This is a genomic window from Ruegeria meonggei, from assembly GCF_900172215.1.
GTDB lineage: Bacteria > Pseudomonadota > Alphaproteobacteria > Rhodobacterales > Rhodobacteraceae > Ruegeria > Ruegeria meonggei.
In genome coordinates, this window is record NZ_FWFP01000012.1 from 53,989 (window position 1) to 77,625 (window position 23,637).

25 protein-coding genes are annotated in these 23,637 nt (G+C 57.1%); 22 read left to right on the forward strand and 3 right to left on the reverse strand.

The genetic code is table 11. The features are described from left to right. The first annotated feature begins 4 nt into the window (after window positions 1–4). The 17 genes from RUM8411_RS17940 to RUM8411_RS18015 all read left to right on the forward strand — a co-directional run bounded on the left by RUM8411_RS17940 (window position 5) and on the right by RUM8411_RS18015 (window position 15,308). On the forward strand, window positions 5–637 hold the full coding sequence (locus RUM8411_RS17940; RefSeq protein ID WP_085824095.1) for a DUF1326 domain-containing protein: 633 nt from the start codon (window positions 5–7) through the stop codon (window positions 635–637). After that, entirely contained in the window at window positions 637–1,143 is a 507-nt protein-coding gene (locus tag RUM8411_RS17945) for a DinB family protein (RefSeq protein ID WP_085824096.1), read from the forward strand. Before RUM8411_RS17940 ends, RUM8411_RS17945 begins: the two co-directional genes overlap by 1 nt. Then, on the forward strand, window positions 1,144–2,247 hold the full coding sequence (locus tag RUM8411_RS17950) for a dimethylsulfoniopropionate demethylase (RefSeq protein WP_085824097.1): 1,104 nt from the start codon (window positions 1,144–1,146) through the stop codon (window positions 2,245–2,247). A 103-nt stretch (window positions 2,248–2,350) separates the two neighbouring features. Beyond that, on the forward strand, window positions 2,351–3,346 hold the full coding sequence (acuI, locus tag RUM8411_RS17955; RefSeq protein WP_085824098.1) for an acryloyl-CoA reductase: 996 nt from the start codon (window positions 2,351–2,353) through the stop codon (window positions 3,344–3,346). A 186-nt stretch (window positions 3,347–3,532) separates the two neighbouring features. After that, window positions 3,533–4,096 carry a ribosome recycling factor gene (frr, locus tag RUM8411_RS17960; protein WP_085824099.1) on the forward strand — a complete coding sequence of 188 codons (564 nt, stop codon included), beginning with the start codon at window positions 3,533–3,535 and terminating at the stop codon, window positions 4,094–4,096. A gap of 9 nt (window positions 4,097–4,105) precedes the next feature. Beyond that, entirely contained in the window at window positions 4,106–4,837 is a 732-nt protein-coding gene (uppS, locus tag RUM8411_RS17965; protein WP_085824100.1) for an undecaprenyl pyrophosphate synthase, read from the forward strand. Continuing rightward, window positions 4,834–5,616 carry a phosphatidate cytidylyltransferase gene (locus tag RUM8411_RS17970; RefSeq protein ID WP_085824101.1) on the forward strand — a complete coding sequence of 261 codons (783 nt, stop codon included), beginning with the start codon at window positions 4,834–4,836 and terminating at the stop codon, window positions 5,614–5,616. The genes uppS and RUM8411_RS17970 overlap by 4 nt, the downstream gene beginning before the upstream one ends. After that, the gene (dxr, locus tag RUM8411_RS17975; protein WP_085824102.1) at window positions 5,616–6,788 is read left to right on the forward strand and encodes a 1-deoxy-D-xylulose-5-phosphate reductoisomerase; all 1,173 of its coding nucleotides are present in this window, start codon (window positions 5,616–5,618) and stop codon (window positions 6,786–6,788) included. Before RUM8411_RS17970 ends, dxr begins: the two co-directional genes overlap by 1 nt. A 4-nt stretch (window positions 6,789–6,792) precedes the next feature. Then, on the forward strand, window positions 6,793–8,145 hold the full coding sequence (rseP, locus tag RUM8411_RS17980) for an RIP metalloprotease RseP (RefSeq protein ID WP_085824103.1): 1,353 nt from the start codon (window positions 6,793–6,795) through the stop codon (window positions 8,143–8,145). 90 nt (window positions 8,146–8,235) lie between these two features. Then, on the forward strand, window positions 8,236–8,364 hold the full coding sequence (locus RUM8411_RS23170; protein ID WP_268808365.1) for a hypothetical protein: 129 nt from the start codon (window positions 8,236–8,238) through the stop codon (window positions 8,362–8,364). Between the two features lie 127 nt (window positions 8,365–8,491). After that, complete coding sequence (gene bamA / locus RUM8411_RS17985; protein WP_085824104.1) at window positions 8,492–10,852, forward strand: outer membrane protein assembly factor BamA; 2,361 nt, start codon at window positions 8,492–8,494, stop codon at window positions 10,850–10,852. 108 nt (window positions 10,853–10,960) lie between these two features. Then, window positions 10,961–11,443 (forward strand): OmpH/Skp family outer membrane protein, encoded by a 483-nt coding sequence (locus tag RUM8411_RS17990; RefSeq protein ID WP_234995289.1) that lies wholly within the window; start codon window positions 10,961–10,963, stop codon window positions 11,441–11,443. A gap of 72 nt (window positions 11,444–11,515) precedes the next feature. Continuing rightward, a complete protein-coding gene (gene fabZ / locus RUM8411_RS17995) occupies window positions 11,516–11,989 on the forward strand; it encodes a 3-hydroxyacyl-ACP dehydratase FabZ (RefSeq protein WP_085824106.1) in 474 nt (157 codons plus the stop codon). Further along, on the forward strand, window positions 11,986–12,771 hold the full coding sequence (gene lpxA / locus RUM8411_RS18000) for an acyl-ACP--UDP-N-acetylglucosamine O-acyltransferase (protein ID WP_085824107.1): 786 nt from the start codon (window positions 11,986–11,988) through the stop codon (window positions 12,769–12,771). The genes fabZ and lpxA overlap by 4 nt, the downstream gene beginning before the upstream one ends. A gap of 4 nt (window positions 12,772–12,775) precedes the next feature. After that, window positions 12,776–13,570 (forward strand): LpxI family protein, encoded by a 795-nt coding sequence (locus RUM8411_RS18005; protein ID WP_085824108.1) that lies wholly within the window; start codon window positions 12,776–12,778, stop codon window positions 13,568–13,570. Continuing rightward, entirely contained in the window at window positions 13,570–14,727 is a 1,158-nt protein-coding gene (lpxB, locus tag RUM8411_RS18010) for a lipid-A-disaccharide synthase (RefSeq protein ID WP_085824109.1), read from the forward strand. Before RUM8411_RS18005 ends, lpxB begins: the two co-directional genes overlap by 1 nt. Beyond that, complete coding sequence (locus RUM8411_RS18015) at window positions 14,727–15,308, forward strand: cadmium resistance transporter (RefSeq protein WP_085824110.1); 582 nt, start codon at window positions 14,727–14,729, stop codon at window positions 15,306–15,308. The genes lpxB and RUM8411_RS18015 overlap by 1 nt, the downstream gene beginning before the upstream one ends. Here RUM8411_RS18015 and mnmA read toward each other — a convergent pair. Beyond that, complete coding sequence (gene mnmA / locus RUM8411_RS18020) at window positions 15,305–16,450, reverse strand: tRNA 2-thiouridine(34) synthase MnmA (protein WP_085824111.1); 1,146 nt, start codon at window positions 16,448–16,450, stop codon at window positions 15,305–15,307. The genes RUM8411_RS18015 and mnmA overlap by 4 nt on opposite strands. 129 nt (window positions 16,451–16,579) lie before the next feature. On the opposite strand from mnmA, the gene sciP reads away from it, so the two are divergent. From sciP to RUM8411_RS23175, 5 genes are all read left to right on the forward strand, one after another. Continuing rightward, window positions 16,580–16,888 carry a CtrA inhibitor SciP gene (gene sciP / locus RUM8411_RS18025; RefSeq protein WP_085824112.1) on the forward strand — a complete coding sequence of 103 codons (309 nt, stop codon included), beginning with the start codon at window positions 16,580–16,582 and terminating at the stop codon, window positions 16,886–16,888. Window positions 16,889–16,954: 66 nt separating this feature from the next. Continuing rightward, a complete protein-coding gene (gene ctrA, locus RUM8411_RS18030; protein WP_085824113.1) occupies window positions 16,955–17,671 on the forward strand; it encodes a response regulator transcription factor CtrA in 717 nt (238 codons plus the stop codon). Between the two features lie 123 nt (window positions 17,672–17,794). After that, window positions 17,795–19,921: an NAD-dependent DNA ligase LigA gene (ligA, locus tag RUM8411_RS18035; RefSeq protein WP_085824114.1), complete on the forward strand. Its 2,127-nt coding sequence runs from the start codon at window positions 17,795–17,797 to the stop codon at window positions 19,919–19,921. Then, the gene (recG, locus tag RUM8411_RS18040; RefSeq protein ID WP_085824115.1) at window positions 19,918–22,008 is read left to right on the forward strand and encodes an ATP-dependent DNA helicase RecG; all 2,091 of its coding nucleotides are present in this window, start codon (window positions 19,918–19,920) and stop codon (window positions 22,006–22,008) included. The genes ligA and recG overlap by 4 nt, the downstream gene beginning before the upstream one ends. Window positions 22,009–22,120: 112 nt before the next feature. Further along, window positions 22,121–22,243, forward strand: coding sequence for a hypothetical protein (locus RUM8411_RS23175; protein WP_268808366.1), 123 nt, complete (start codon window positions 22,121–22,123; stop codon window positions 22,241–22,243). Between the two features lie 184 nt (window positions 22,244–22,427). Here the strand turns inward: RUM8411_RS23175 and RUM8411_RS18045 are convergent, their stop codons facing one another. Both RUM8411_RS18045 and RUM8411_RS18050 read right to left on the reverse strand, forming a co-directional pair. After that, window positions 22,428–23,066 carry a MarC family protein gene (locus RUM8411_RS18045; RefSeq protein WP_085824193.1) on the reverse strand — a complete coding sequence of 213 codons (639 nt, stop codon included), beginning with the start codon at window positions 23,064–23,066 and terminating at the stop codon, window positions 22,428–22,430. Window positions 23,067–23,125: 59 nt separating this feature from the next. Continuing rightward, window positions 23,126–23,578, reverse strand: coding sequence for an iron-sulfur cluster assembly scaffold protein (locus tag RUM8411_RS18050; protein WP_085824116.1), 453 nt, complete (start codon window positions 23,576–23,578; stop codon window positions 23,126–23,128). Window positions 23,579–23,637: the final 59 nt, after the last annotated feature.

Here is a 23,637-nt window from a genome sequence, read left to right on the forward strand (position 1 = left end):
GCTTATGGCTAACATGGAAATTACTCCCGCAGATTGGTCCATCAAGGGTGAGTTGATTCTGAACTGCTCGTGTGAACTGTTTTGCCCTTGTGTGGTCTCTCTGGGGGCGCACCCTCCGACCGAGGGGCATTGCCACGCATGGATGGGGATCGTCATTGATGAAGGGCATTATGAAGGCGAAGACATCTCGGGCATGAATGTCGGGCTTCTGGTCGATATCCCGGGTCGCATGGGAGAGGGTCAGTGGAAGGTCGCGGCCTATGTCGACGAACGGGCCACGGACGCAGCCTATGACGGTCTTCTGCAGATTTTCAGCGGTCAGGCCGGGGGGACAACAAGCCTGTTCACCATGCTGGTCAGCGAAATCATCGGTGCCGAGCGCGCACCGGTTCAGATCGAGCGGGACGGCACCAAACGCCGCATCACCATCGGACGTAAAATCCAGGGCGAAATTGAAATGCTGGCCGGTTCCAACCCTGAAAACCCGGTAATGGTGTCGAACTCGAAATACTGGATGGGGCCAGATATCATCGTAGCCCGCGGTACAAAATCCAAGGTGCGTGATTACGGCCGAGTCTGGGATTTTGGCGGCAAATCGGCAGAGATTTGCCCCATCGACTGGCATGGGCAAAAGTGATGATCACAGCCAGTTTCGCCCAAGAGATGGCGCGGTATAATCACTGGCAAAACAGCCAGTTGAAAGAGTTTCTTGTGGCATTGTCACCCGAGGAGCTAACCTGCGAACGGGGGGCCTTCTTTGGCTCGATCATGGGGACCGCAAATCACCTGTTATGGGGCGACTGGATCTGGATGTCGCGCTTTGACAATGGGCAGGGTCCTGGCGGCGGCATCCCAGCCAGCAAATCTCTGTGCGCGGACCTGTCGGAATGGTTGCCTCTGCGCGACACGGTGGATCAGCGCATCACCGAGTGGGCAACCGCTTTGCCAGACGGGGTGTTGACCGGGCCATTCACCTGGTTTTCAGCGGCTAAAAATGAAGATGTCACAAAGCCTTATGCGCAATGTGTCATTCATTTTTTTAACCACCAGACACATCACCGGGGACAATTGCATCAAATGCTGACCGAAACCAGATCAGCCGCCCCCGTCAGTGATCTGGTCTTTCTGCCAGAGGAGGTCTAAGTGGCTCAGATTTCATTGTCCCGTCGCTTGCGCCGCACGCCTTTTTCTGAAGGGGTCGAGGCGGCTGGTGTCAAAGGGTTCACTGTCTATAACCGAATGCTCTTGCCGACTGTGTTTGAAAGCGTGCAGGCAGATTACCGACATCTGAAATCCCATGTTCAGGTCTGGGACGTCTCCTGCGAGCGGCAGGTTGAGCTGCGCGGCCCAGACGCGGCCCGATTGATGCAGATGCTGACCCCGCGCGATTTGCGGGGCATGTTGCCCGGACAGTGTTATTACGTGCCCATCGTGGATGAAACCGGCGGCATGCTGAATGATCCGGTGGCGGTGAAGTTGGCCGAGGATCGGTGGTGGATATCGATTGCTGACAGTGACCTGTTGTTGTGGGTCAAGGGCATCGCCAACGGATACCGTCTGGATGTGCTGGTCGATGAACCGGATGTTTCGCCGTTAGCCATTCAGGGGCCCAAAGCAGACGAGTTGATGGCACGTGTCTTTGGGGACCGTGTCCGCGATATCCGTTTTTTCAAGTTCGACATGTTCGAATTTGAAGGTCGTGATCTGGCGGTGGCCCGTTCTGGGTATTCCAAACAGGGCGGGTTCGAGATTTATGTCGAGGGATCCGACATTGGAATGTCGCTGTGGAACGCTTTGTTTGCGGCTGGCGAAGATCTGCAGGTGCGCGCCGGTTGTCCCAACCTGATTGAGCGGATCGAGGGCGGATTGCTGTCTTATGGCAATGACATGACCGATTACAATACGCCTCATGAATGTGGGCTGGGCAAATTCTGCAACACGCACACGGCGATTGGCTGCATCGGTCGGGACGCGCTGTTGCGCGTGGCCAAAGAGGGGCCGGTTCAGCAGATACGCCCAATCACAATCCACGGAGATGAGGTTCCCCCCTGTGATCGCCCCTGGGCAGTGTATGCTGGCGGTAAGCGGGTCGGGCAGGTCACCTCGGCTGCGTGGTCCCCGGACTTTGAAAGCAACGTTGCGATCGGGATGATGCGGCTCAGCCATTGGGATGCGGGCGCGGAGGTTGAGGTCGAAGCCCCGGACGGCACGCGCCGCGCCACAGTCAGAGAGGCGTTCTGGATTTAAAGGGCTCGGGGGCTCTGCCCCCGTTGCTGCGCAACTCCCCCGGGATATTTTTTGCCAGGTGAAGTTTGCGGCCTGGTGAATTGAAAGTGAAAGGAATGATCAGATGTTCAATGCATTGGTGATGGACAAAGACGAAGACGGCGGCCTGGCCAGCGCGTCGGTGAAGCAGTTGTCACTTGAGGATCTGCCTCAGGGCGAGGTCACAGTGGCTGTTGAGTATTCAACGGTGAACTACAAAGACGGGCTATGCCTGTCACCAAAGGGGGGTGGTCTGGTCCGCACCTATCCGCATATCCCCGGCATCGATTATGCTGGAACGGTCGAGGCGTCCTCGGATGATCGCTATAAGCCCGGCGACAAAGTGGTTTTGACCGGCTGGCGCGTGGGTGAGGCGCATTGGGGCGGGTACACGCAAAAAGCGAATGCGCGGGCCGATTGGTTGGTGCCTCTGCCCGAGGGTCTGAGCTCCCGTCAGGCGATGGCCGTGGGGACCGCAGGTTTTACCGCGATGTTGGCCGTTATGGCGCTGGAAGATCACGGGATGACGCCCGGGCACGGGCCGGTTCTGGTGACCGGGGCCGCGGGTGGGGTTGGATCGGTTGCCACGGCTATTCTGGCTAATCTGGGCTACGAGGTTGCCGCCGTCACTGGGCGCCCTGAGACGGGTGACTACCTGAAATCTCTTGGGGCGACGACAATTGTGCCCCGAGAGGAACTGAATGAAACCACCAAACGCCCGCTGGAAAGCGAATCCTGGGCCGGATGTGTGGATGCCGTTGGCGGAGAGATGCTGGCGCGCGTACTGGGTCAGATGAAATACGGAGCGTCTGTCGCGGCCGTAGGTCTGGCTGGTGGCGCGGGCCTGCCTGCGACGGTTATCCCGTTCCTGCTGCGCGGGGTCAATCTGTTGGGTATCGACAGTGTGATGCAACCCTATGACAACCGCCTCCGGGCCTGGCAACGTATCGCCACGGATTTGCCGATGGAAAAGTTGGACGCCATGGTGCACCCCGCAACGCTGGGTGATCTGCCCCAATTGGGGGCCGATATCCTGAAAGGTCAGGTCAAAGGCCGTGTGGTAGTGGACGTAAACGCCTGATCCACATGATTTCCATGGGGCCGGCCTGCCTGTGCACTGGCCGGTCTTTGTGGTCTTGGAATCGTCCAAAAAATGCCGGAAACACCTCTGGTCAATGGCGCATTTCCGCATCATCATTGCTATACATCCCAATTGCGATGGCTTATGAGCCATGCAAACAGTACCTGAAGACGGGGAGTGAGCAGAATGTCTGACGATTTCGAACTGGATACCGATGATCTGAAACGGCGCATGGACGGCGCAATGGCCAATCTCAAAACCGAATTCGCCTCGCTTCGGACCGGTCGTGCGTCGGCCTCGATGCTCGAGCCCGTCATGGTGGATGCCTACGGGTCGATGACGCCGATTAACCAAGTGGGAACGGTCAACGTGCCGGAACCACGCATGGTCACGATCAATGTCTGGGACAAGGGCCTGGTTGGTAAGGTTGAAAAAGCGATCCGCGAAAGCGGTCTGGGTATCAATCCACAGCTGAATGGCACCATCATCATGCTGCCAATCCCGGAACTGAACGAAGAGCGCCGCCGCGAGTTGACCAAGGTTGCTGGTCAATATGCCGAGAACGCTCGGGTCTCGGTCCGTAATGTGCGTCGCGACGGTATGGATCAGATCAAAAAGGCCAAATCAGACGGTATGTCCGAAGACGACCAGAAATTCTGGGAAAGCGAAGTTCAGGATTTGACCGATACGATGATCAAGGCCGTAGACGCCGCGCTTGAGACCAAGCAGGCCGAGATTATGCAGGTCTGAAACCAGAATATGCTCAACTCTCCGCATACTGCGCCCGATGCCGGGCCGCGCCATGTCGCTATCATTATGGATGGCAACGGTCGCTGGGCGCAGGCGCGCGGCAGGCCAAGACTGTTCGGTCACCACGCCGGTGCGCGACGCGTGCGGGAGGTCGTCGAAGCGTGCCCGGGGCTTGGAATAAAGTATCTAACGGTGTTTGCGTTTTCGACCGAGAACTGGAAACGCACGCAGGCCGAGGTCGCAGGTCTTATGAGCCTGTTTCGGCGGTACATCATCAAGGAAACCCGAACTCTGAAGGAAAACGGGGTTCGAGTACGCTTTATCGGCGATCGGGTACGCCTTGATTCCAAGTTGACCGGTTTGATGGACGCGCTGGAAGAGCAAACCAAAGATAACGATCTGATTCACCTGACCATCGCGCTGAACTATGGTGGTCGGGACGAAGTCGCGCGGGCCACCAAACGTTTGGCACGGGATGTGGCCAAGGGGCATCTTTGCCCCGAAGATGTAGATGAAGAAACTTTGACCCGGTACCTGGATACGTGTGTTCTTCCCGATCCGGATCTGGTGATCAGGACAAGTGGCGAGGCACGCATCTCGAATTTCCTTCTGTGGCAATCTGCCTATTCGGAATACGAATTCATCGATACGCTCTGGCCGGATTTCACCGCGGCAGAACTGGAACGGCTGTGCCGTAACTTCGGCACTCGGGATCGCCGTTTCGGGGCAGTTCTGGCATGAGCGACGGCCGATGGTCCGACCTGACTGCGCGGGTTCTTTCCGCCGTCGTGCTGGTTGCCATTGGCTCGGTCGAGGTTTGGCTGGGCGGGTTCTGGTTTGAGACCTTCATCGCCATTGCCTGTGGGCTGATGACCTGGGAGTTGGTCCGGATGATCGACCCGGGCAGCCGTGGAACTGCCATTCAGCTTGGGGTCCTCACAGGGGTTGCCGTGATCCTCAGCTATCATTTGCCGCCGCTTTACAAATTGCCGTTCCTGCTGGCTCCGGCTTTGGTCGGGGCAGGGCAGGTCAGCCGGTCCAAAGGGACCTATGCGCTGTTTGCCATCTGGATTGCCGCCGCCGGGCTTGGCTTTATCTCGATCCGTGAGAACATGGGTTTTGGCTGGATGGTGTGGCTGATCACGGTTGTTGTAGCAACGGATGTGGCCGGGTATTTCGTGGGTAAAACCTTTGGTGGACCCAAGTTCTGGCCCCAGGTCAGCCCCAAGAAAACCTGGTCTGGAACTGCCGGGGGATGGGCCGCAGCCGCTCTCGTAGGGATCGTATTCGCCTATAGCGCTGGGTTTGGAGTCATGTTTGTTGTGATCTCTGTGATGGCCTCAATGGCCAGCCAGGCGGGTGACATCGTTGAAAGCGCGACCAAGCGTAAATTTTGCGTCAAGGACAGCTCGAACCTGATACCGGGGCATGGTGGTTTTCTGGATCGGTTTGACGGGATGATGGGAGCGGCCCTGTTTGTCTTGATTGCTGGGCTTTTCTATTCTCCCGGGGCCATGTGATGCGCAAGGTTTCGATTTTTGGCGCGACCGGTTCGATTGGGCAAAACACCATTGATCTGATCAGCCGGAACCCCTCGGCCTATGACGTAGTAGCGCTGACAGGTGGTGCGAATATTGAACAACTGGCCGACGATGCCCGACGCCTGAGCGCAGATGTCGCTGTCACCGCGCATGAAGATCGGCTGGAGGATCTGCGGTCCGCTCTGACCGGCACCGGGGTTGAGGTTGCCGCCGGGCAGGCGGCCCTGACTGAGGCTGCGGCCCGCCCGGCAGATTGGGTAATGTCCGCCATCGTAGGTGCAGCGGGTCTGCCGCCCGGGCTAGAGGCCTTGAAACAGGGTGCGACCCTGGCGCTGGCGAACAAAGAAACGCTGGTTTGTGCGGGGGCGCTGGTGCTGGGTACAGCCCGCAAGCACAACGCCCAGCTGTTGCCGGTCGACAGTGAGCATTCCGCCGTGTTTCAGGCACTGGTGGGCGAGGATATTGATGCGGTTGAGCGTATCATCATTACCGCCAGCGGCGGAGCGTTTCGCGACTGGCCGCTAGGTGATCTGGCCAGCGCCACAGTTGAACAAGCCTCAAGCCACCCAAACTGGAACATGGGTCAAAGGATCACTATCGACAGCGCGTCGATGTTCAACAAGGCACTGGAGTTGATTGAAACCAAAGAGTTCTTTGGTGTCGCCGCGGATCAGATCGAAGTCCTTGTTCATCCGGAGTCCATCGTGCACTCGCTGGTCGGGTTCAGGGACGGTGCGGTCATGGCGCATATGGGCGCGCCAGATATGCGCCACGCGATCGGTTATGCCCTGCATTGGCCTGAACGCCGCGACCTGCCGATCGAACGCCTGAATTTGGCAAAACTCGGCCAGCTTCGGTTTCAAGACCCGGACGAGGCGCGCTATCCGGCGCTGCGCCTGGCCCGAAACGTGATGGAGCGCGGCGGCCTGTCCGGAGCGGTCTTCAATGCCGCCAAAGAGCGCGCGCTTGATCACTTTATCGCCCGCAAGGTCGGCTTTCTGGAAATGGCTGAAATTGTTGAGACTGTTTTGAACAGATTTGAGGGCGCAGACAGCCTTATTGATGCCCCCATAACCCTTGATAACGTACTGCAAACGGACCATCTGGCACGTAAATGGGCGGATGATACCGTGATGAAAAGAGCAGGATAGAAACTTGGACGTACTCTCTCTGATCCCTCAATTCGGCAACTTGGTTTACACCATCGTGGCCTTTGTGATCGCCTTGTCTGTGATTGTCGCGGTGCACGAATATGGCCACTACATCGTTGGCCGCTGGTCAGGCATCCATGCGGAGGTCTTTTCTATCGGCTTTGGCCCCGTTCTCTGGAGCCGTGTGGACAAACGCGGGACCAGATGGCAGATCGCAGCGCTGCCATTTGGCGGTTACGTCAAGTTTCTGGGCGACGCCAACGCGGCCTCGGGCAAAGACGAAGATGCCATGAATGAGATTTCCGAACAAAGCCCGGAGGAACTGCGCCGCACGATGCATGGTGCGCCACTGTGGGCGCGGGCCGCCACCGTTGCGGCCGGACCTGTGTTCAATTTTGTGATGTCTATTCTGGTGTTTGGTCTGATTTTCTTTTCACAGGGCGTCACTAAAGAACCGCTGACCGTTGGCACCCTGCACCCCTTGCCTGGTACAGCTCAGGGGCTGCAGGACGGGGATGAGATTGTCGCTGTAGCCGGTCAGAACCTACCGGATTTTGATCAGGAGGGGTCCTGGTCCGATTTCACCGACGCGCTTCCGGTCGAACCTGCTCTGGATTATACCGTTATCCGGGACGGCCAAACGATTGATGTCAGTGGGCCCTGGCTTTACCCGCCACTGATTCAGCAAGTTGCCCCGCGCAGTGCAGCCATGGATATTGACCTCAAGCAAGGCGACGTCATCACTGCCGTAAACGGCGATCCAATTTTTGCCTTTGAACAGCTGAAAGATCATGTCGAGAGCTCGGACGGCAAAGTACTGTTGCTGAACGTCTGGCGTGACGGTGCCGATCTTGAATTTGCGCTGGCCCCACGTCGCACGGACGAGCCGGGTTCAGACGGTGGTTTTGTAACCCATTGGCGGATTGGTATTGTTGGCGGCATGGTTCTTGAACCCGCCACCGAACCCGCGGGTGTCATTGCATCCCTGTCAGGTGGCGTTCAGCAAACCATGCGTATCGTCGAGGGATCCCTGTCAGGCATCTGGCATATGGTGACCGGCGCAATCAGCACCTGCAATATGTCCGGGCCTATCGGTATCGCCGAAACATCTGGGGCCATGGCCAGCCAGGGGGCGCAGAATTTCATTTTCTTCATTGCCGTTTTGTCGACCGCCGTAGGCTTGTTGAACCTGTTTCCGATCCCTGCTCTGGACGGGGGACACCTGGTTTTCTACGCCTATGAGGCCGTGACCGGCAAACCGCCCAGCGACGGCGCCCTGCGCATTCTGATGGGTGTTGGTATATCGCTGATTCTGGGTCTTATGTTGTTTTCAGTCACGAACGACCTGTTCTGCTAATTGTGGCGACCCTTACACAGGGATGCCGCAATTCCGCCGCATTCAGGCCGTAGATTATCACGCGAAAATTGTGCGTGTTAGGGGTTTGAGATGACGAAGGCGCTGCAAAAATCTGTACGAAGCTTCGGCTTTCTCTTTGCGCTGAACTGGGATTCTATCCTGTTTTTCAGCGCGACCGCACTAGCGATGGCTGGCTGGGCTTATCTCATCCTTATGTGATTCTGAATCCAGGAATGGATTATTACGTAAACGGCCCTCGTGGCCGTTTTCTTTTTTGGTGTTTTGACAAGGTTACGCAATCTCGCTACTCAGCAATAAAGTCCAAAAATATTGGGTAGTGAAAAAAATGACTAATAGGCGAGGCGCGGGCATATCCTGCGGAGGGCAAAAGCCGGAAAACAAGATTTTGTGGCGACCACTAGCGTTATTTATTCTTATTTCCCTTGTGAGTTTAATGCCTGCCCCTAGGGCAGCATGGGCTCAGTCTTTCACCATCAACTCGTTTGATGTCGAGGGCAATCAGCGCATCGAAACTTCGACGATTATCGCGCGGACGGGGATTGAACCGGGGCAGACGGTAACCGCCGGACAATTGAACGACGCCTTTCAGCGATTGCTTGACAGTGGTGTTTTTGAGACAGTTGAACTGACGCCACGCGGCAACACCTTGCTGATTGAGGTCGAGGAATACCCGACGATCAACCAGATCAGCGTCGAAGGGAATCGCCGCGTTAAGGACGATGTCCTTCTGGAAGCTATCTCTTCTGAATCTCGTCGGGTCTTTACGCCCCAGGTGGCCGAAGCGGATGCTGATTTGATCGCCGAGATATATTCCTCGCAGGGCCGTGTATCCGCGACCGTCATTCCGCGCATCATTCGCCGCAGTGACAACCGGGTCGATCTGGTTTTCGAGGTGGCCGAAGGAACCACGATCGAAGTGGAGCGGGTCAGCTTTGTTGGCAACCGTGCTTATTCGGACCGTCGTTTGCGCCGGGTTTTGCAAACCAAACAGGCAAACGTGCTGCGGACCTTCCTGCGGGGTGACACGTTCATTGCCGACCGGATCGAGTTCGACAAACAGGTCATTCGGGATTTCTACCTGTCTCGTGGCTATGTCGATTTCCGCGTCAACAGCGCCAATGTTGAGTTTACACGAGAGAGAGACGCTTTCTTCCTGGTGATGAATATCACCGAGGGTCAAAAATTCTCATTTGGGCAGATTTCGACTGTCAGCGAAATTCCCGGGGTTGATCCTGCGATCTATCAGGAAGCTCTGAAAATCAAACCTGGCGTGACTTATACCCCGTCGCTGGTCGAGAACTCGATTGCGCGGATGGAGCGTCTGGGGATCAAGCAGGGCGTCGATTTCCTGCGCGTGGAACCACGAGTTTCCAGAAACCAACGAGATTTGACACTGGACGTTCAGTTTGTTCTGACTAAAGGTCCGCGGATTTTTGTTGAGCGGATCGACATCGAAGGCAACACGACGACGCTGGACCGTGTGATCCGTCGTCAGTTCGACACTGTAGAAGGTGATCCTTTCAATCCGCGTGAAATTCGACAGGCTGCGGAACGCATTCGTGCCCTTGGTTTCTTTGCGGTTGCCGATGTGGAACCGCGCGAAGGGTCTTCGCCAAGCCAGGTGATTGTTGACGTGGATGTTGAAGAGCAACCAACCGGGTCGCTGAGCCTCGGTGGTAGCTACTCGGTGTCCGACGGTTTCGGAATCGCGGTTGGTTTGAGTGAATCGAACTTTCTGGGTCGTGGTCAAACAGTGAGCTTGAACTTGGCGACAGCACAGGACGCCGAGCAATACACGATCGGCTTTAGTGAACCCTATTTGTTGGGCCGCAAGCTGCGCTTTGACCTTGGTCTAGGATTGTCTTCGACCAACTCGAGCTTTGCCAGCTATGACACCGAGACGTTGTTCTTCCGCCCTCAAGTTAGCTATGCAATTGGCGAGTTGTCTTCATTGCGCCTGCGCTATGGCTGGGAACGCAGCGAGATGTCGCAGCAAGATGATGAAATCAATGGCGCGGTCGTATCTTCCGAGATCGCTCAGGGCAAACGTACAACCAGCTCGCTGGGTGTGTCGTATGTGTATGACAGCCGCCTTGGCGGTCTGAACCCAAATGCTGGCGTTCTGTTTGAAGTTGGTGTCGATGCAGCCGGGCTGGGCGGTGACAACGAATTCTACAAATCGACCGCGCGTGGTATCGCGCAGACCCGTGTGTGGAACGAAGAAGTTGTACTGCGTGCTTCACTGGAACTGGGCGCACTGCATTGGCGGGGAGACGATTTCAGCCGGACCCTCGACCGCTTTGTTCTGGGGCCCAGCACCTTCCGTGGTTTTGAACCGGCCGGTATCGGTCCGCGTGACCTGTCCAACGGTCAGGATGATGCAACTGGTGGTAACTACTATTGGGTTGCCCGGTTCGAGTCGGACTTTCCCCTGGGCTTGCCTGAAGAACTGGGCCTGCGCGGCGGCGTGTTCTACGATGTCGGGAACCTGTACAACATCGATAACGTAGACACTACCGGCGCCAATATCGTTGGTGCTGACGGCTCGATCCGCCACACCATCGGGGTTTCGGTTTTGTGGGAAACACCGTTTGGACCATTGCGGTTCAACTTCTCGCAAGCGTTGAAGAAAGAGGATTTCGACAAGGAACAGAATTTCGACCTGACTGTTCAGGCCCAGTTCTGATCCCGAATGTTGATCAATCTGATATCTAAGCCACGGGGCCCATTGCGGGCCCTGTGTGTTTTTTTCTTGCTGGCGTGTTCTGCACCGGCAGTAGCACAGCAGCTAGGAGTGCCAGGAACCAGCGTTCTGACGATATCCAGCGACCGCCTGTTTTCGGATTCTGAGTTTGGACAGCGTGTTCTGCGCGAATTCGAGGCCGAAGGCGCTTTGCTGGCCGAAGAAAACGAACGGATCGTGGACGAGCTAAGCCGCGAGGAAAAGGACCTGACCGAAAAACGGGCGAGCATGCAACCCGGTGACTTTCGCCCCCTTGCCGAAGCGTTTGACAACAAGGTGCAATCCCACCGCGAAGGACAACGCGCAAAGCTGGACGCTCTGTCTCGTCAAAGCGAGGAAGCGCGTCAGAAGTTTTACGAATTGGTCCAGCCGATATTGATTGACTTGCTACGCGAGACCGGGGCGTCGGTTATCATCGAACGCTCAAACGTGTTTCTCAGCTCGGACCGGACCGATATCACCGACACGGCCATTGCACGGATCAACACTGTGATCGGCGATGGAAGCGGCCTTGATCCCCAGACCAGCGAATAGCGCAGCTTGCCCTTGAGGCCCGGTATTGCTAACCACGCCGGAAACAGAAATCCAGAACGGGACGACAGCATCATGAGCACGGAAACCAAGAGCGCCGACATTCAGCTGATCCAGCGGATATTGCCGCATCGCTATCCGTTTCTTCTGGTCGACAAGGTCGTGGAAATTTCAGGCTACAATTCAGCGGTTGGCATCAAAAACGTCACCATGAACGAGCCTCATTTTCAGGGTCACTTCCCCGGAACGCCGATCATGCCGGGCGTAACTATAGTCGAGGCGATGGCCCAGACCGCTGGCGTTATGCTGGGCGTTGGCATGGATGTGATCGACAGCGAGTTGCTGATCTATTTCATGAACATCGACAAATGCAAATTCCGCCGCAAGGTTGTTCCGGGCGACGTTCTTGAGATGCATGTCGAAACCGTGCGCGGCAAAAAAGGCGGAAAGATCTTCAAGTTCAGCGGTCGCGCAACTGTAGAGGGTGAGGTCGCAGCCGAGGCAGAATTTTCGGCCTATGTCGACTGGGACATGGAAAAAACGACATGAGCCAAATCCACCCAAGTGCAATTATTGAAGACGGTGCGCAGGTTGGCGATGACTGCATCATCGGCCCTTTCTGCTATGTGGGCAGTCAGGTCACGCTGGCGGATCGGGTCGAACTGAAATCCCACGTTGTGGTAACTGGTGACACGTCGGTTGGCGAAGACACCGTTATCTTCAACTTCTCTGTCATCGGTGAGATCCCGCAGGATCTGAAATTCGGTGGTGAAAACACCCGACTGGAAATTGGTAAGCGCAACCGCATTCGGGAACATGTGACAGTGAACACTGGCACTGACGGTGGCGGCGGCGTAACCCGAATTGGCGACGATTGTTTGCTGATGGCAGGCGTTCATGTGGCGCATGATGTTCAGATCGGCAACCGCGTGATCATGGTGAACCATGCCGGAGCTGCCGGACATTGCATCGTCGAGGACGACGTGATTGTCGGCGGCATATCCGGGCTGCATCAATGGGTGCGCGTGGGGCGCGGCGCCATCATCGGCGCCCTGACAATGGTACCCAACGACGTAATCCCCTATGGTCTGGTGCAAGCCCCGCGGGGTGAGCTGGACGGGCTGAACCTTGTCGGCCTGAAACGCAAAGGCGTCTCGCGTGAGGATATCTCAGCCCTTCGCGCTGCGTTCCGCGAGCTGTCCAAGGGCGATGGCACATTCATGGAGCGTGCGCATCGTGTGGGTGAGGGCAACGAAAGCGAATATGTTCAGCGGATCGTTGACTTTGTGACCGGCCACTCAGACCGGTCCTTTTTGACACCGGGGAAGTAATGCGATGCTGGCGCTGATTGCGGGAACAGGTGCTTTGCCGGGCGCGGTCGTGGGTCACCTCGCAGCGCCTCCTATGATCTGCGGCATCGAAGGGTTCGTGCCAGACTCTGTCACGGCCGAAGTCATTTTTCCGCTGGAGAAGCTGGGCAGTTTTATCGCCGAGTTGCACACGCGCGGCGTGACTGAAATTTGCATGGCAGGCGCGATCGAACGGCCTGTGATTGATCCCTCGCGGATCGATGCCGCTACAATGCCATTGGTGCCGATCCTGCAAAAGGCGCTTATGTCCGGGGATGACGGGGCTCTGCGGGCGGCGATTGGCATATTCGAGACCGCGGGCTTTACCGTACTTGCCGCGCATGAGATTGCGCCGAACCTGCTGCCTCAGCTTGGCAGCCTGACGGATGCAACGCCTTCCGAGGCCGATCTGGACGACGCGACGCGGGGTGCCGGGATTCTTCGCGTCATGGGGTCGGCGGATATCGGGCAGGCCTGTGCCGTATCCAAGGGACAGGCCTTGGCGGTGGAAAGTATCTTTGGCACAGACTGGATGCTACAATCTCTGACTCAGCGCCCAGATGCGGGTGGTGGTGTTTTGTTCAAGGCACCGAAACCCGATCAGGACCGTCGCGCTGATTTGCCGACAATTGGACCTGATACCGTGTCCGCCGCCGTGGCTGCCGGCCTTGCCGGTATTGTGATTGAAAAGGGCGGGGTGATCGTGTTGCAACAAGACCGCGTCGTGGCGGAATGCAACCGGCTGGGCCTATTTCTATACGTACGCGAGCGGGCCAACTGATGCGCGTATTTCTGGTCGCCGGAGAACCCTCGGGCGACCGGTTGGGCGGCGCATTGATGGAAGGTCTGCGCAGCCTGGATCCCCAAGTTCAGTTTGACGGGGTAGGGGGTCCTCTGATGCAGGCACAGGGCCTGCAAAGTCGCTTTCCGATGGCGGAATTGTCAGTGATGGGGTTGGTGGAGGTTCTTCCCAAGTTCTTTCACCTCAAACGTCGAATATCCGAGACCGCGCAGGCCGTGTTGAACATCCAGCCTGACGTATTGCTCACGATTGACAGCCCGGATTTTTCCTTGCGCGTCGCCAAGCTGGTAAAAGCCAGCAGCACGATCCGAACCGTGCATTATGTTGCCCCCAGCGTCTGGGCCTGGCGGCCTGGTCGCGCGGACAAGATGGCCAAGGTAATCGACCATGTTCTGGCACTGCTGCCATTCGAGCCGCCCTATATGGAGCGCGCCGGGATGGAGTGCGATTTCGTCGGCCATCCAGTTGTCAATGAACCGGTTGCGGCGGGCGAGGACATCGCCGCGTTTCGTTTGGCCTATGATCTGGGTGAGGCGCCGATCGTCCTGACCTTGCCAGGCTCACGCGGGGGAGAAATTGACCGCCTGGCCCCAGTATTTGGCGACGCGTTACGCCTGTACTTGCAGGACAGTCCAGATACGCGAGTGGTTGTGCCGACTGTTGCGCACATGGTCGACGTCGTGACTGAGCATGTCAGATCCTGGCCCGGAAATCCGGTGGTCGTGGACCCGAGAAACATGCCATCTGTCGACGCGGTTGCGCAGAAACGGGCGGCATTTGCAGCGGCAGATCTGGCGTTGGCAGCCTCGGGGACCGTATCGCTGGAACTGGCTGCGCAGGCCACGCCGATGGTAATTGCCTATAAGCTCAGCTGGCTAACCCAGAAGATGGCCGAGCGGATGGTCAAGCTGGACACGGTCACTCTGGTCAACCTGGTGTCTGACACCCGAACCGTTCCGGAATGTTTGCTGGATGATTGTCAGCCTGAACAGATCGCAGCTGCGCTTAGACAGGTCGCAGATGCGCCGACTGCGCAGCGCGAAGCAATGGCAACAACGATGGAGAGGTTGGGGCGCGGAGGTGAAGCCCCCGGCTTGCGTGCAGCAAAGGCCGTTCTGGCCCGGATGAGCGCCTGATGCTGGATCTTGCAGTTTTTGGCCTGTCGGCCTTTATGGCGCAGGTTTTGACCAATTTGGACAATCTGGCGGCCTTGCTGGCGTTGATGCTGGTGTCCGGAGCCAAACGTTCGGTTTTTGGGTTTCTGCTGGCACAATTGATTGTGATTTGCGCTGCGATGCTGGTGGCGCTGGGAGTGGATGATGTTGTGCCGCACTGGGCCGGCTACCTGGGTGTCATTCCGCTGAGCCTTGGTATCTTTGCCCTTATTCGGCAAAGGCGCGGCTCGGATATACAAGCTGACCCGCATCTGGAAACCGGCGCATCTATTGTTGTAGTCACGTTGCTGTTCATCAGCTTGTCGATGGACACGTTTGCGGTTCTTGCGCCTCTGCTCGCTGACTCGGCCCCGGGCTACCGAACAGCTGGCGTCGCAGGGGCCGTTTTGGCCGCGCTTAGCCTGGCAACCCTGGCGTTGCTGGGCGCCAAATCCCCTTTGATGACCGGGACACTGGCCCGCAGGCTTGAGACGCTCGTGCCCTACGTGATGATTTGTGCCGGGCTCTATATCCTCAGCAATTCGTGGACCGACGCGGTTTAATACCCGCGCCAGATCCAGCCGCCGCCAAAGATGCGGCTGCCTTCCGAAGCATAGAACACACAGGCCTGACCCGGTGAGACGCCTTCCTCTGACGTCAACAGTTCAACCTCGGCCGTGTTGTCCGTGAGCGGACGTATGATCGCCTCACGCGGGGGTCGGGTTGACCGCACCTTGACCGAGACATGCCATTCCTTCTGCGAGGTAAAGGGCGCATCCCCAAGCCAGTTGATTTCACGCACGGGAATAGTGCGTGTGGCCAACAATTCCTTAGGTCCGACAACAACCTGCTTTTTGTCAACATCCAGGCGTACGACATACAACGGCTCGCTGAGGCCACCGATCCCCAGACCACGGCGTTGGCCGATCGTATAGTGGATGACGCCGTCATGCTGCGCTAGAACGCGACCGTCGTCATGCACGATCTCGCCGGGTTCGGCTGCGCCGGGGCGCAGCTTTTCGATGACACTGGCATAGTTGCCATTGGGCACGAAACAGATGTCCTGACTGTCCGGCTTGTCCGCAACGGCCAGCCCGTATTGCGCCGCCATTTCGCGGGTCGCGTCCTTGGACGGCAAATGCCCAAGTGGAAAGCGCAAAAAGCTCAGCTGCTCGGGCGTGGTCGAGAACAGAAAGTACGACTGATCGCGGTTCGCATCCTCTGCGCTGTGCAGTTCCGGCCCATTGGGTCCCATCATGCGCTGAATATAATGGCCAGTTGCCATACAGTCGGCCTCGAGGTCTTTGGCGGTTTCCAGCAGATCCTTGAACTTCACCCGTTCGTTGCAACGGATACACGGCACCGGAGTGGCACCAGCCAGATAGCTGTCGGCAAACTCGTCGATCACCGCATCTTTGAAGATGTTTTCATAATCCAGAACGTAATGGGGGAACCCGCGCTCTTCTGCCACGCGCCGTGCGTCATGGATATCGATCCCGGCACAACACGCGCCCTTCTTGGCCAGGGCCGCGCCGTGATCATAAAGCTGCAGCGTCACGCCCACCACGTCATACCCCTGATCGGCCAGATAGGCAGCCACAACCGAGCTGTCGACGCCTCCGGACATGGCGACAACCACCCTGGTCTCGGATGGCGACTTGGCAAAGCCAAGTGAGTTCAGTGGTGTCTCGGTATCGAGGGCCATGACGGTTCCAGTGCGGGTTAAGAAAGACCGGCAGAATATAGGAAAATTCTACACACTCTCAAGGGGCGGTTTCACCGCACATTAAGTAGGCTGGTGTCAGCTTTGTCGCAGCACGAAGAGGGCAGAGATATGTATTTGCCCAAAGTCGAAGGGCCAAGGTCCGTAACCCTGCCGGATGGAACGGTTTTATCGCATGCCGATCTGCCGCCGGATGACACGAACCGATGGGTCGCCTCACGTAAAATTATTGTGGTTCGAGGCGTGTTATATGGGCTGATTTCTATGTCAGACGCCAAAAAACGCTATGGGCTGAGTGATGAGGAGTTCAATTCCTGGGTTTCTGCGGTTGCCGAGCACGGAACAGACGCATTGAAGGTCACTGCGTTAAAAAAACATCGACAACCTAAAGATGAAAGTGAACAATTGATTCAACGGTAACGTCAGATTAACCATTTTTGATCAGGCTCATTTTAATTGGAAAATTGAACCGAATTGGAGCAGTAAATGCGTATACTTCTTGTCGAGGATGATCCAACCACGTCCAAAAGCATCGAGCTGATGCTGACACACGCTAATCTCAACGTTTATGCGACGGATCTTGGGGAAGAAGGCATCGACCTGGCCAAGCTGTATGATTACGATTTGATCCTGCTTGATCTGAACCTGCCGGATATGAACGGGCATGAAGTACTGCGACAGCTGCGCATCGCGCGGGTAGAAACGCCCATCCTGATCCTGTCAGGGGCGGACGACACTGAGAGTAAAATCAAGGGCTTTGGTTTTGGCGCCGACGATTACATGACCAAGCCGTTCCATCGCGAAGAACTGGTGGCGCGGATTCACGCGATTATCCGGCGCTCCAAAGGACATTCGCAGTCGATCATCCATACCGGTCGCGTGGCAGTCAACCTGGATGCCAAAACGGTTGAGGTTGAAGGTAAGGCGGTTCATCTGACCGGCAAGGAATACCAGATGCTTGAGCTTCTGAGCCTGCGCAAAGGCACGACTCTGACCAAAGAGATGTTTTTGAACCATCTTTATGGCGGCATGGACGAACCCGAACTGAAAATCATTGACGTATTCATCTGCAAACTGCGCAAGAAACTCAGCAACGCAACCGGTGGCGATAACTATATTGAAACCGTTTGGGGCAGGGGATACGTGCTTCGCGATCCCCAGAGCAACAGTGCTGACGAACCCCGTCTGGCTGTCGGCGCGTGACCTGATCCCAAACCGATCACCGCTGGTCCAGGGCGGTCCCCACACTCACTGAACAGCACGTCTGGACCTGACCATGGCCTCGCCCTATCACTGGGGTCCAAGAATATGTGACAGGGCGAGGCCATGCGTAAATTGATTCCGGTATCTGACCTGACCGAAGATGCAGCACAGGCAGAGCTTGCGCATCTGGCCGCGCAACTTTCACGTGCGAATACGTTGTATCACGGTGAAGATGCGCCGGAGATATCAGACGCGGAGTATGACGCGCTCAAGCGTCGAAATGCTGAGATTGAAGATCGATTCCCACATCTCAAACGCACAGACAGCGCCACAGACCAAGTCGGTGCGCGACCCGGCGAAGGGTTTTCAAAAGTTACACACGCAGTTCGGATGATGTCGCTGGGCAATGCCTTTGACGATGAAGACGTTCAGGACTTTGACCGCTCGATCCGGAAATACCTTGGGTTGGATGCCACGGATCCTCTGGCGTTTACAGCTGAACCAAAGATCGACGGCCTGTCACTTTCGCTGCGCTATGATCAGGGGAAACTTGTCCAGGCGGCAACGCGAGGGGATGGGGAAGTTGGGGAAAATGTCACCGCGAACGCACTAACCATATCCGACATTCCGCACGTCATAGAAGATGCCCCGAGCGTTCTTGAGGTCCGCGGTGAAGTTTACATGTCGCATGAGGACTTTGAGGCACTAAATGCGCGGCAGGCAGAAACAGGTGACAAACTGTTTGCCAATCCTCGAAACGCGGCAGCCGGGTCGCTTCGGCAATTGGACGCCACCATAACGCGCGCGCGCCCGTTGCGGTTCTTTGCGTATGCTTGGGGAGAGTTGTCCGCGCCGCTGGCGAACACTCAACTGCATGCAATTGAACAGCTTGGCGCATTTGGATTTGCAACCAACCCCCTGACTCAGCTCTGCGATACAACGGACCGGATGCTGGCGCATTACCGCGAGATTGAGGCGCAACGGTCGACTCTTGGCTATGACATCGACGGGGTCGTGTACAAGGTAGACGATCTGGCGCTGCAAGCCCGCCTGGGGTTCCGGTCGACCACACCCAGATGGGCGATTGCGCATAAATTCCCGGCCGAGTTAGCCTGGACCCGGCTTGAGGGGATCGACATTCAGGTTGGTCGCACCGGCGCGCTTAGCCCTGTGGCGCGGCTGCATCCTGTGACTGTTGGTGGTGTGGTGGTATCAAACGCAACTTTGCATAACGAGGACTACATCGCTGGGCGGGATGCTAAAGGGGAAACGATCCGTGATGGCAAGGACATTCGGGTCGGCGATTGGGTGCAGGTTTATCGCGCCGGTGATGTCATTCCAAAGCTGGCCGACGTTGACCTGTCAAAACGGCCTGACGGGACGACACCCTTTGCGTTTCCAAAGACTTGCCCCGAATGCCAAAGTGACGCTGTCCGTGAAGAAGGCGACGCTGTTCGACGCTGCACGGGAGGGTTGATTTGCCCCGCACAAGCTGTTGAAAAGCTGAAACATTTTGTATCCCGTAAGGCTTTCGACATCGAAGGGCTAGGCGCGAAACAGATCGAGATGTTCTATGAAGATCCCGATCTGCCTGTCCGGTCCCCAGTGGATATCTTCACTCTGCAGACCCGTGATGCTGCGAACCTGACCAAACTGGCAAACCGCAAGGGCTGGGGCGCGCAAAGTGCCAGCAATCTGTGGTTGGCCATCGATGAAAAACGCAAGATCCCGTTTGGGCGGCTGCTGTTTGCGTTGGGCATTCGGCACATGGGTGAAGCGGCTTCGAACCTGATCGCGACGCACTACGGGATTTGGGAAGAATTCGAGCGCGCCATCACAGCAGCCGCCGGATTTGAAGGTCCTGAATGGGAGGACTTGCTGGACGTCGATGGCATGGGCGAGGTTATGGCCCGCGCGCTTGTGTCCGCCTTCGCGCAGAGCGCCGAACGCGCAAGCATAGACGCGTTGGTGACGCAGTTGGACGTTCAAGAAGCCAAACGCCCCGATACCGCGGGCAGCCCGGTCGCAGGCAAAACCGTTGTGTTTACTGGCACGTTGGAGAAGATGACTCGCGCCGAGGCCAAGGCACGGGCAGAAGCTCTGGGCGCGAAAGTCTCGGGGTCGGTCAGTAAGAAAACCGATATTCTTGTGGCCGGGCCGGGTGCAGGGTCCAAGGCAAAGAAGGCGGCTGAGTTGGGTATTGAGACTCTGGATGAGGATGGCTGGCTGCAGCTGATCACCACGGCATGAGCGGCCGGCCGGAGCTTTTGTTCCCGCTGTTTGCAGGGTTGGAAACGCTTGAAGGTGTAGGCCCCAAGACGGCCCAGGTTCTAACGCAGGCTGGCACAGATTCGCCGCGCGATGTGTTGTTTAGTCTTCCTTATGCCGTCATCGACCGAAGGCGGCGCGAGACGATCAAAGGAGTCGACCTGCCCGCAACTTTAACGGTTGAAATAACAGTTAGTACCCACAGGCCGTCCCGCAACAAGGGCGGTGCCTACCGGGTACATGTTGAGGATACGCAGACCGATTTCCAGCTGGTTTTTTTCCACGCACGCGGGGACTATTTGAAGCGGGTCCTACCAGAAGGCGCACGGCGGCTGATTTCCGGCAAGCTTGAACTGTTCGACGGCATGGCGCAGATGGTTCACCCCGATCATATGGTGCCGCTGGAAGAGGCGCAGGACATCCCGGACTTTGAACCGGTGTATCACCTGACGCAGGGAGTCACGCAGAAAACGGCGTTCAAGGCAGCGCGCAGCGCGTTGACCCGCGCTCCGGTTCTGGCCGAGTGGATTGATCCGGCGCTTATGTCCAAACAAGGCTGGCCAGACTGGGTCGGCGCGATTTCAGCCGCTCATAACCCACAGGGCGCGGACGATGTGGCAGCTCATGCCCCGGCCCGCGAACGCCTGGCCTATGATGAGCTGTTTGCACATCAGATGACGCTGGCTTTGGCGCGGCAACGGGAACGCAAGGCCAAAGGGATCGCCAGTGCCGGAACAGGCAAGCTACAGGCCAAGGTCTTGGCCGGTCTGCCATACCGACCAACAGGTGCTCAAACCCGCGCGATTGATGACATTGCCGCCGATATGGCCACGGGTGCGCGGATGAACCGGTTGCTACAGGGTGATGTCGGATCCGGTAAGACTCTGGTTGCCTTTATGGCCCTGTTGGTCGCAGTTGAGGCCGGCGGGCAAGGTGTCATGATGGCCCCAACCGAGATTCTGGCGCGCCAACACCTCGAAGGCCTGCGCCCCCTGGCCGAAGAGGCTGGCGTTGTGCTGGAAATCCTGACCGGCCGCGACAAAGGCGCGGAACGGCGCGCAAAGCTGGCAGCGCTGAAGAATGGGGACATTCGTATTTTGGTCGGCACCCATGCTGTGTTCCAAAGTGACGTAGAATTCAGTGCCTTGCGCCTGGCCATCGTCGACGAACAGCACCGGTTCGGCGTTCGCCAACGCATGGAGTTGTCAGAGAAGGGGCAGGGCGCGGATGTTCTTGTGATGACTGCCACCCCAATCCCCCGCAGCCTGTCGCTGGCGCAATATGGTGACATGGATGTGTCGGTGCTGGACGAAAAACCACCCGGCCGAAAACCGATCAAAACGGCTGTCATCAGCACAGACCGGATGGATGAGGTTGTGGCCCATTTGCGTCGCGCCATAGATGAAGGTCGCCAATGTTACTGGGTGTGTCCCTTGGTCGACGAATCCGAGGTATCGGATTTGACGGCCGCCGAAGAGCGGTTCAAACGACTGCGGGCGATACTCGGGGAAGGCACGGTTGGGCTGGTGCATGGGCAAATGCCCGCAGCCGACAAAGATGCCGCAATGAAAGCGTTTCAGGAAGGGCAGACCAAGGTTCTGGTCGCAACAACAGTCATTGAAGTTGGTGTCAATGTCCCCAATGCCTCGATCATGGTGATCGAGCGTGCCGAAACCTTCGGGTTGGCGCAACTGCACCAGCTACGCGGGCGGGTTGGGCGAGGTGACGCGGAATCGACCTGTTTGCTGATGTACCAAGCTCCGCTCAGCGAAGGTGGGCGAAAACGGCTTGAGGTTCTGCGCGAAACCGAGGACGGGTTTCGGATTTCTGAAACTGACCTTCAGATGCGTGGGGCCGGGGACCTGATCGGAACGGCCCAATCCGGGCTCCCGAAGTTCCGGATCGCTGATCTGGAGCGTCAGGCCGGGCTGATGGCAACTGCTCAGACAGATGCCCGCGCGTTGCTTTCCGCGGACCCTCAGTTGAACTCGGACCGGGGGCAGGCGGCCCGGGTGCTGTTGTGGCTGATGAAGCAGGATCAGGCAATTCGTTTAATTTCAGTGGGTTAGGAATTATGTTCCGATAAGTTCGCAAATGTTCTCAAAAAGTTCTTTACCGACTCGCTAAAATATGAGAACAAAAGGTCAACAAAGGCTTAAAACTCTGACCGGAGGTGAGACCATGCTGACCCAGATCAAGACCGCAATTAGCCGCTCGCAATCAACGATTGTTCAGGATGCAGTGGGTGCGGTGTCTCTGGTGGTCATGCTGGTGGTTGCCCTTCACATGCCGGGAACGTTCTGACCCTTTCTGCCTGCGATCTCGTGCCGATCTAACCGCGCTGTCATCCCAATCTCAGTCAAGGGTGACCTGCCTGTCCCAATTCCCTTGAGGGGCCATGCCTCGGCCCCGTGCGGCTATCCGGACCCCACACGAGAAACGCATTACCTGCCGCCGCCCTTTCCGCCCGGAAGGAGCGGCGGCTTTTTTATAACTGACCAGTTTTCATGATCTCAAGCATCGCAGACAGGACCGAGTTGACCGCAACCGAAGCCAGGATCATCCCCATGACGCGACTGATGATCGCCGCGCCGGAATGCCCGATAAGCCGGATAATCGGCTCGGCCATCAGCATCAGAACAAACGCAATCGCCACAACAGATAGCATCACAAGCGCGGTTACACCCTGATCCACCACACTGAACCGGTTATTGTCGGTCAGAATAACAATCGCCAGCATCGCCCCGGGGGACGCCAACGAGGGCACAGCCAGCGGAAAGATCGCCGGGTTGTGCTGATGCATTTTGTCTTCCTGATCGTCTTCGGCAGCACGCTGTTCGGCTTCTTGTTTGCTTTCGCCAAAGATCATCGTCAGTGCAAACAAGAACAAGATGATCCCGCCAGCCACCTGAAAAGAGTTGAGGCCAATATCCAGCGCTTCAATCAGCAATTGGCCGAAGATCAGGAAGAACACCAGAATCCCTGCACTGACCAACGAGGCCATAAGCGCTAGCTTGCGCCGTGCGGCGATCTCCATACCCGCAGTCACGGCGATAAAGACCGGGATGGTGCCAATAGGATCAATGACAACCCACAGAGTTACGAAATGCTCAAGCAGACTATTCAAACCAACCACTCCCCCGGAATTTTGCTGAGGTTAGACGGGTTTGCGCAAGAAAGCCACGCTCAGGCGCAATTGGCCTGTTCGGCTTGCTCCATCGCTTCGGTCAGGGCGTCCAATGCCAACAGGATCGAGGCATGGCGGTTCTTGTAGTCCCGCGCCGGGATCAAAACCTCGAGCCCGTCAAACGGCGCGTCGGGTGCGGGGCCGTCCTTCTTCAGCATAGCAGACAACTGATCCCGCGCTGTCTCGATTTGCGCGCGGGTAGTGCCGATAATGGCGCTGCCAACCACCGAGGCAGACGCTTGCCCCAGAGCGCAGGCTTTAACGTCCTGCCCATAGTCTGAAACCTTGCCGTCCTGAACCTTTAAATCCACGGTCACCGTCGAGCCGCACAAGGGTGAGCGCTTTTTCACTGTGGCATCAGCGTTATCCAACCGCTCCAGATGCGGGATATCTGCGGCAAGCGCCAGAATGCGCCCGGAATACAGCTTGATCAGATCGTTCTCGCCCGACATGGCTTTCCCTCGTTGTCTGTTCCCCATACATAGTGAGCATCCACCGGGATGCAAAAGGT

Bases quoted from the DNA above. Each gene is read 5' to 3' on its own strand.
- recG (WP_085824115.1), top strand. From the start codon at position 19,918: ATGAGCGGCCGGCCGGAGCTTTTGTTCCCGCTGTTTGCAGGGTTGGAA.
- RUM8411_RS18050 (WP_085824116.1), bottom strand. From the start codon at position 23,578: ATGTCGGGCGAGAACGATCTGATCAAGCTGTATTCCGGGCGCATTCTG.
- acuI (WP_085824098.1), top strand. From the start codon at position 2,351: ATGTTCAATGCATTGGTGATGGACAAAGACGAAGACGGCGGCCTGGCC.
- mnmA (WP_085824111.1), bottom strand. From the start codon at position 16,450: ATGGCCCTCGATACCGAGACACCACTGAACTCACTTGGCTTTGCCAAG.
- uppS (WP_085824100.1), top strand. From the start codon at position 4,106: ATGCTCAACTCTCCGCATACTGCGCCCGATGCCGGGCCGCGCCATGTC.
- RUM8411_RS17940 (WP_085824095.1), top strand. From the start codon at position 5: ATGGCTAACATGGAAATTACTCCCGCAGATTGGTCCATCAAGGGTGAG.
- RUM8411_RS17945 (WP_085824096.1), top strand. From the start codon at position 637: ATGATCACAGCCAGTTTCGCCCAAGAGATGGCGCGGTATAATCACTGG.
- lpxB (WP_085824109.1), top strand. From the start codon at position 13,570: ATGCGCGTATTTCTGGTCGCCGGAGAACCCTCGGGCGACCGGTTGGGC.
- fabZ (WP_085824106.1), top strand. From the start codon at position 11,516: ATGAGCACGGAAACCAAGAGCGCCGACATTCAGCTGATCCAGCGGATA.
- RUM8411_RS17970 (WP_085824101.1), top strand. From the start codon at position 4,834: ATGAGCGACGGCCGATGGTCCGACCTGACTGCGCGGGTTCTTTCCGCC.
- lpxA (WP_085824107.1), top strand. From the start codon at position 11,986: ATGAGCCAAATCCACCCAAGTGCAATTATTGAAGACGGTGCGCAGGTT.
- ligA (WP_085824114.1), top strand. From the start codon at position 17,795: ATGCGTAAATTGATTCCGGTATCTGACCTGACCGAAGATGCAGCACAG.
- sciP (WP_085824112.1), top strand. From the start codon at position 16,580: ATGTATTTGCCCAAAGTCGAAGGGCCAAGGTCCGTAACCCTGCCGGAT.
- RUM8411_RS18005 (WP_085824108.1), top strand. From the start codon at position 12,776: ATGCTGGCGCTGATTGCGGGAACAGGTGCTTTGCCGGGCGCGGTCGTG.
- bamA (WP_085824104.1), top strand. From the start codon at position 8,492: ATGACTAATAGGCGAGGCGCGGGCATATCCTGCGGAGGGCAAAAGCCG.
- dxr (WP_085824102.1), top strand. From the start codon at position 5,616: ATGCGCAAGGTTTCGATTTTTGGCGCGACCGGTTCGATTGGGCAAAAC.
- RUM8411_RS18015 (WP_085824110.1), top strand. From the start codon at position 14,727: ATGCTGGATCTTGCAGTTTTTGGCCTGTCGGCCTTTATGGCGCAGGTT.
- RUM8411_RS23170 (WP_268808365.1), top strand. From the start codon at position 8,236: ATGACGAAGGCGCTGCAAAAATCTGTACGAAGCTTCGGCTTTCTCTTT.
- RUM8411_RS23175 (WP_268808366.1), top strand. From the start codon at position 22,121: ATGCTGACCCAGATCAAGACCGCAATTAGCCGCTCGCAATCAACGATT.
- frr (WP_085824099.1), top strand. From the start codon at position 3,533: ATGTCTGACGATTTCGAACTGGATACCGATGATCTGAAACGGCGCATG.
- ctrA (WP_085824113.1), top strand. From the start codon at position 16,955: ATGCGTATACTTCTTGTCGAGGATGATCCAACCACGTCCAAAAGCATC.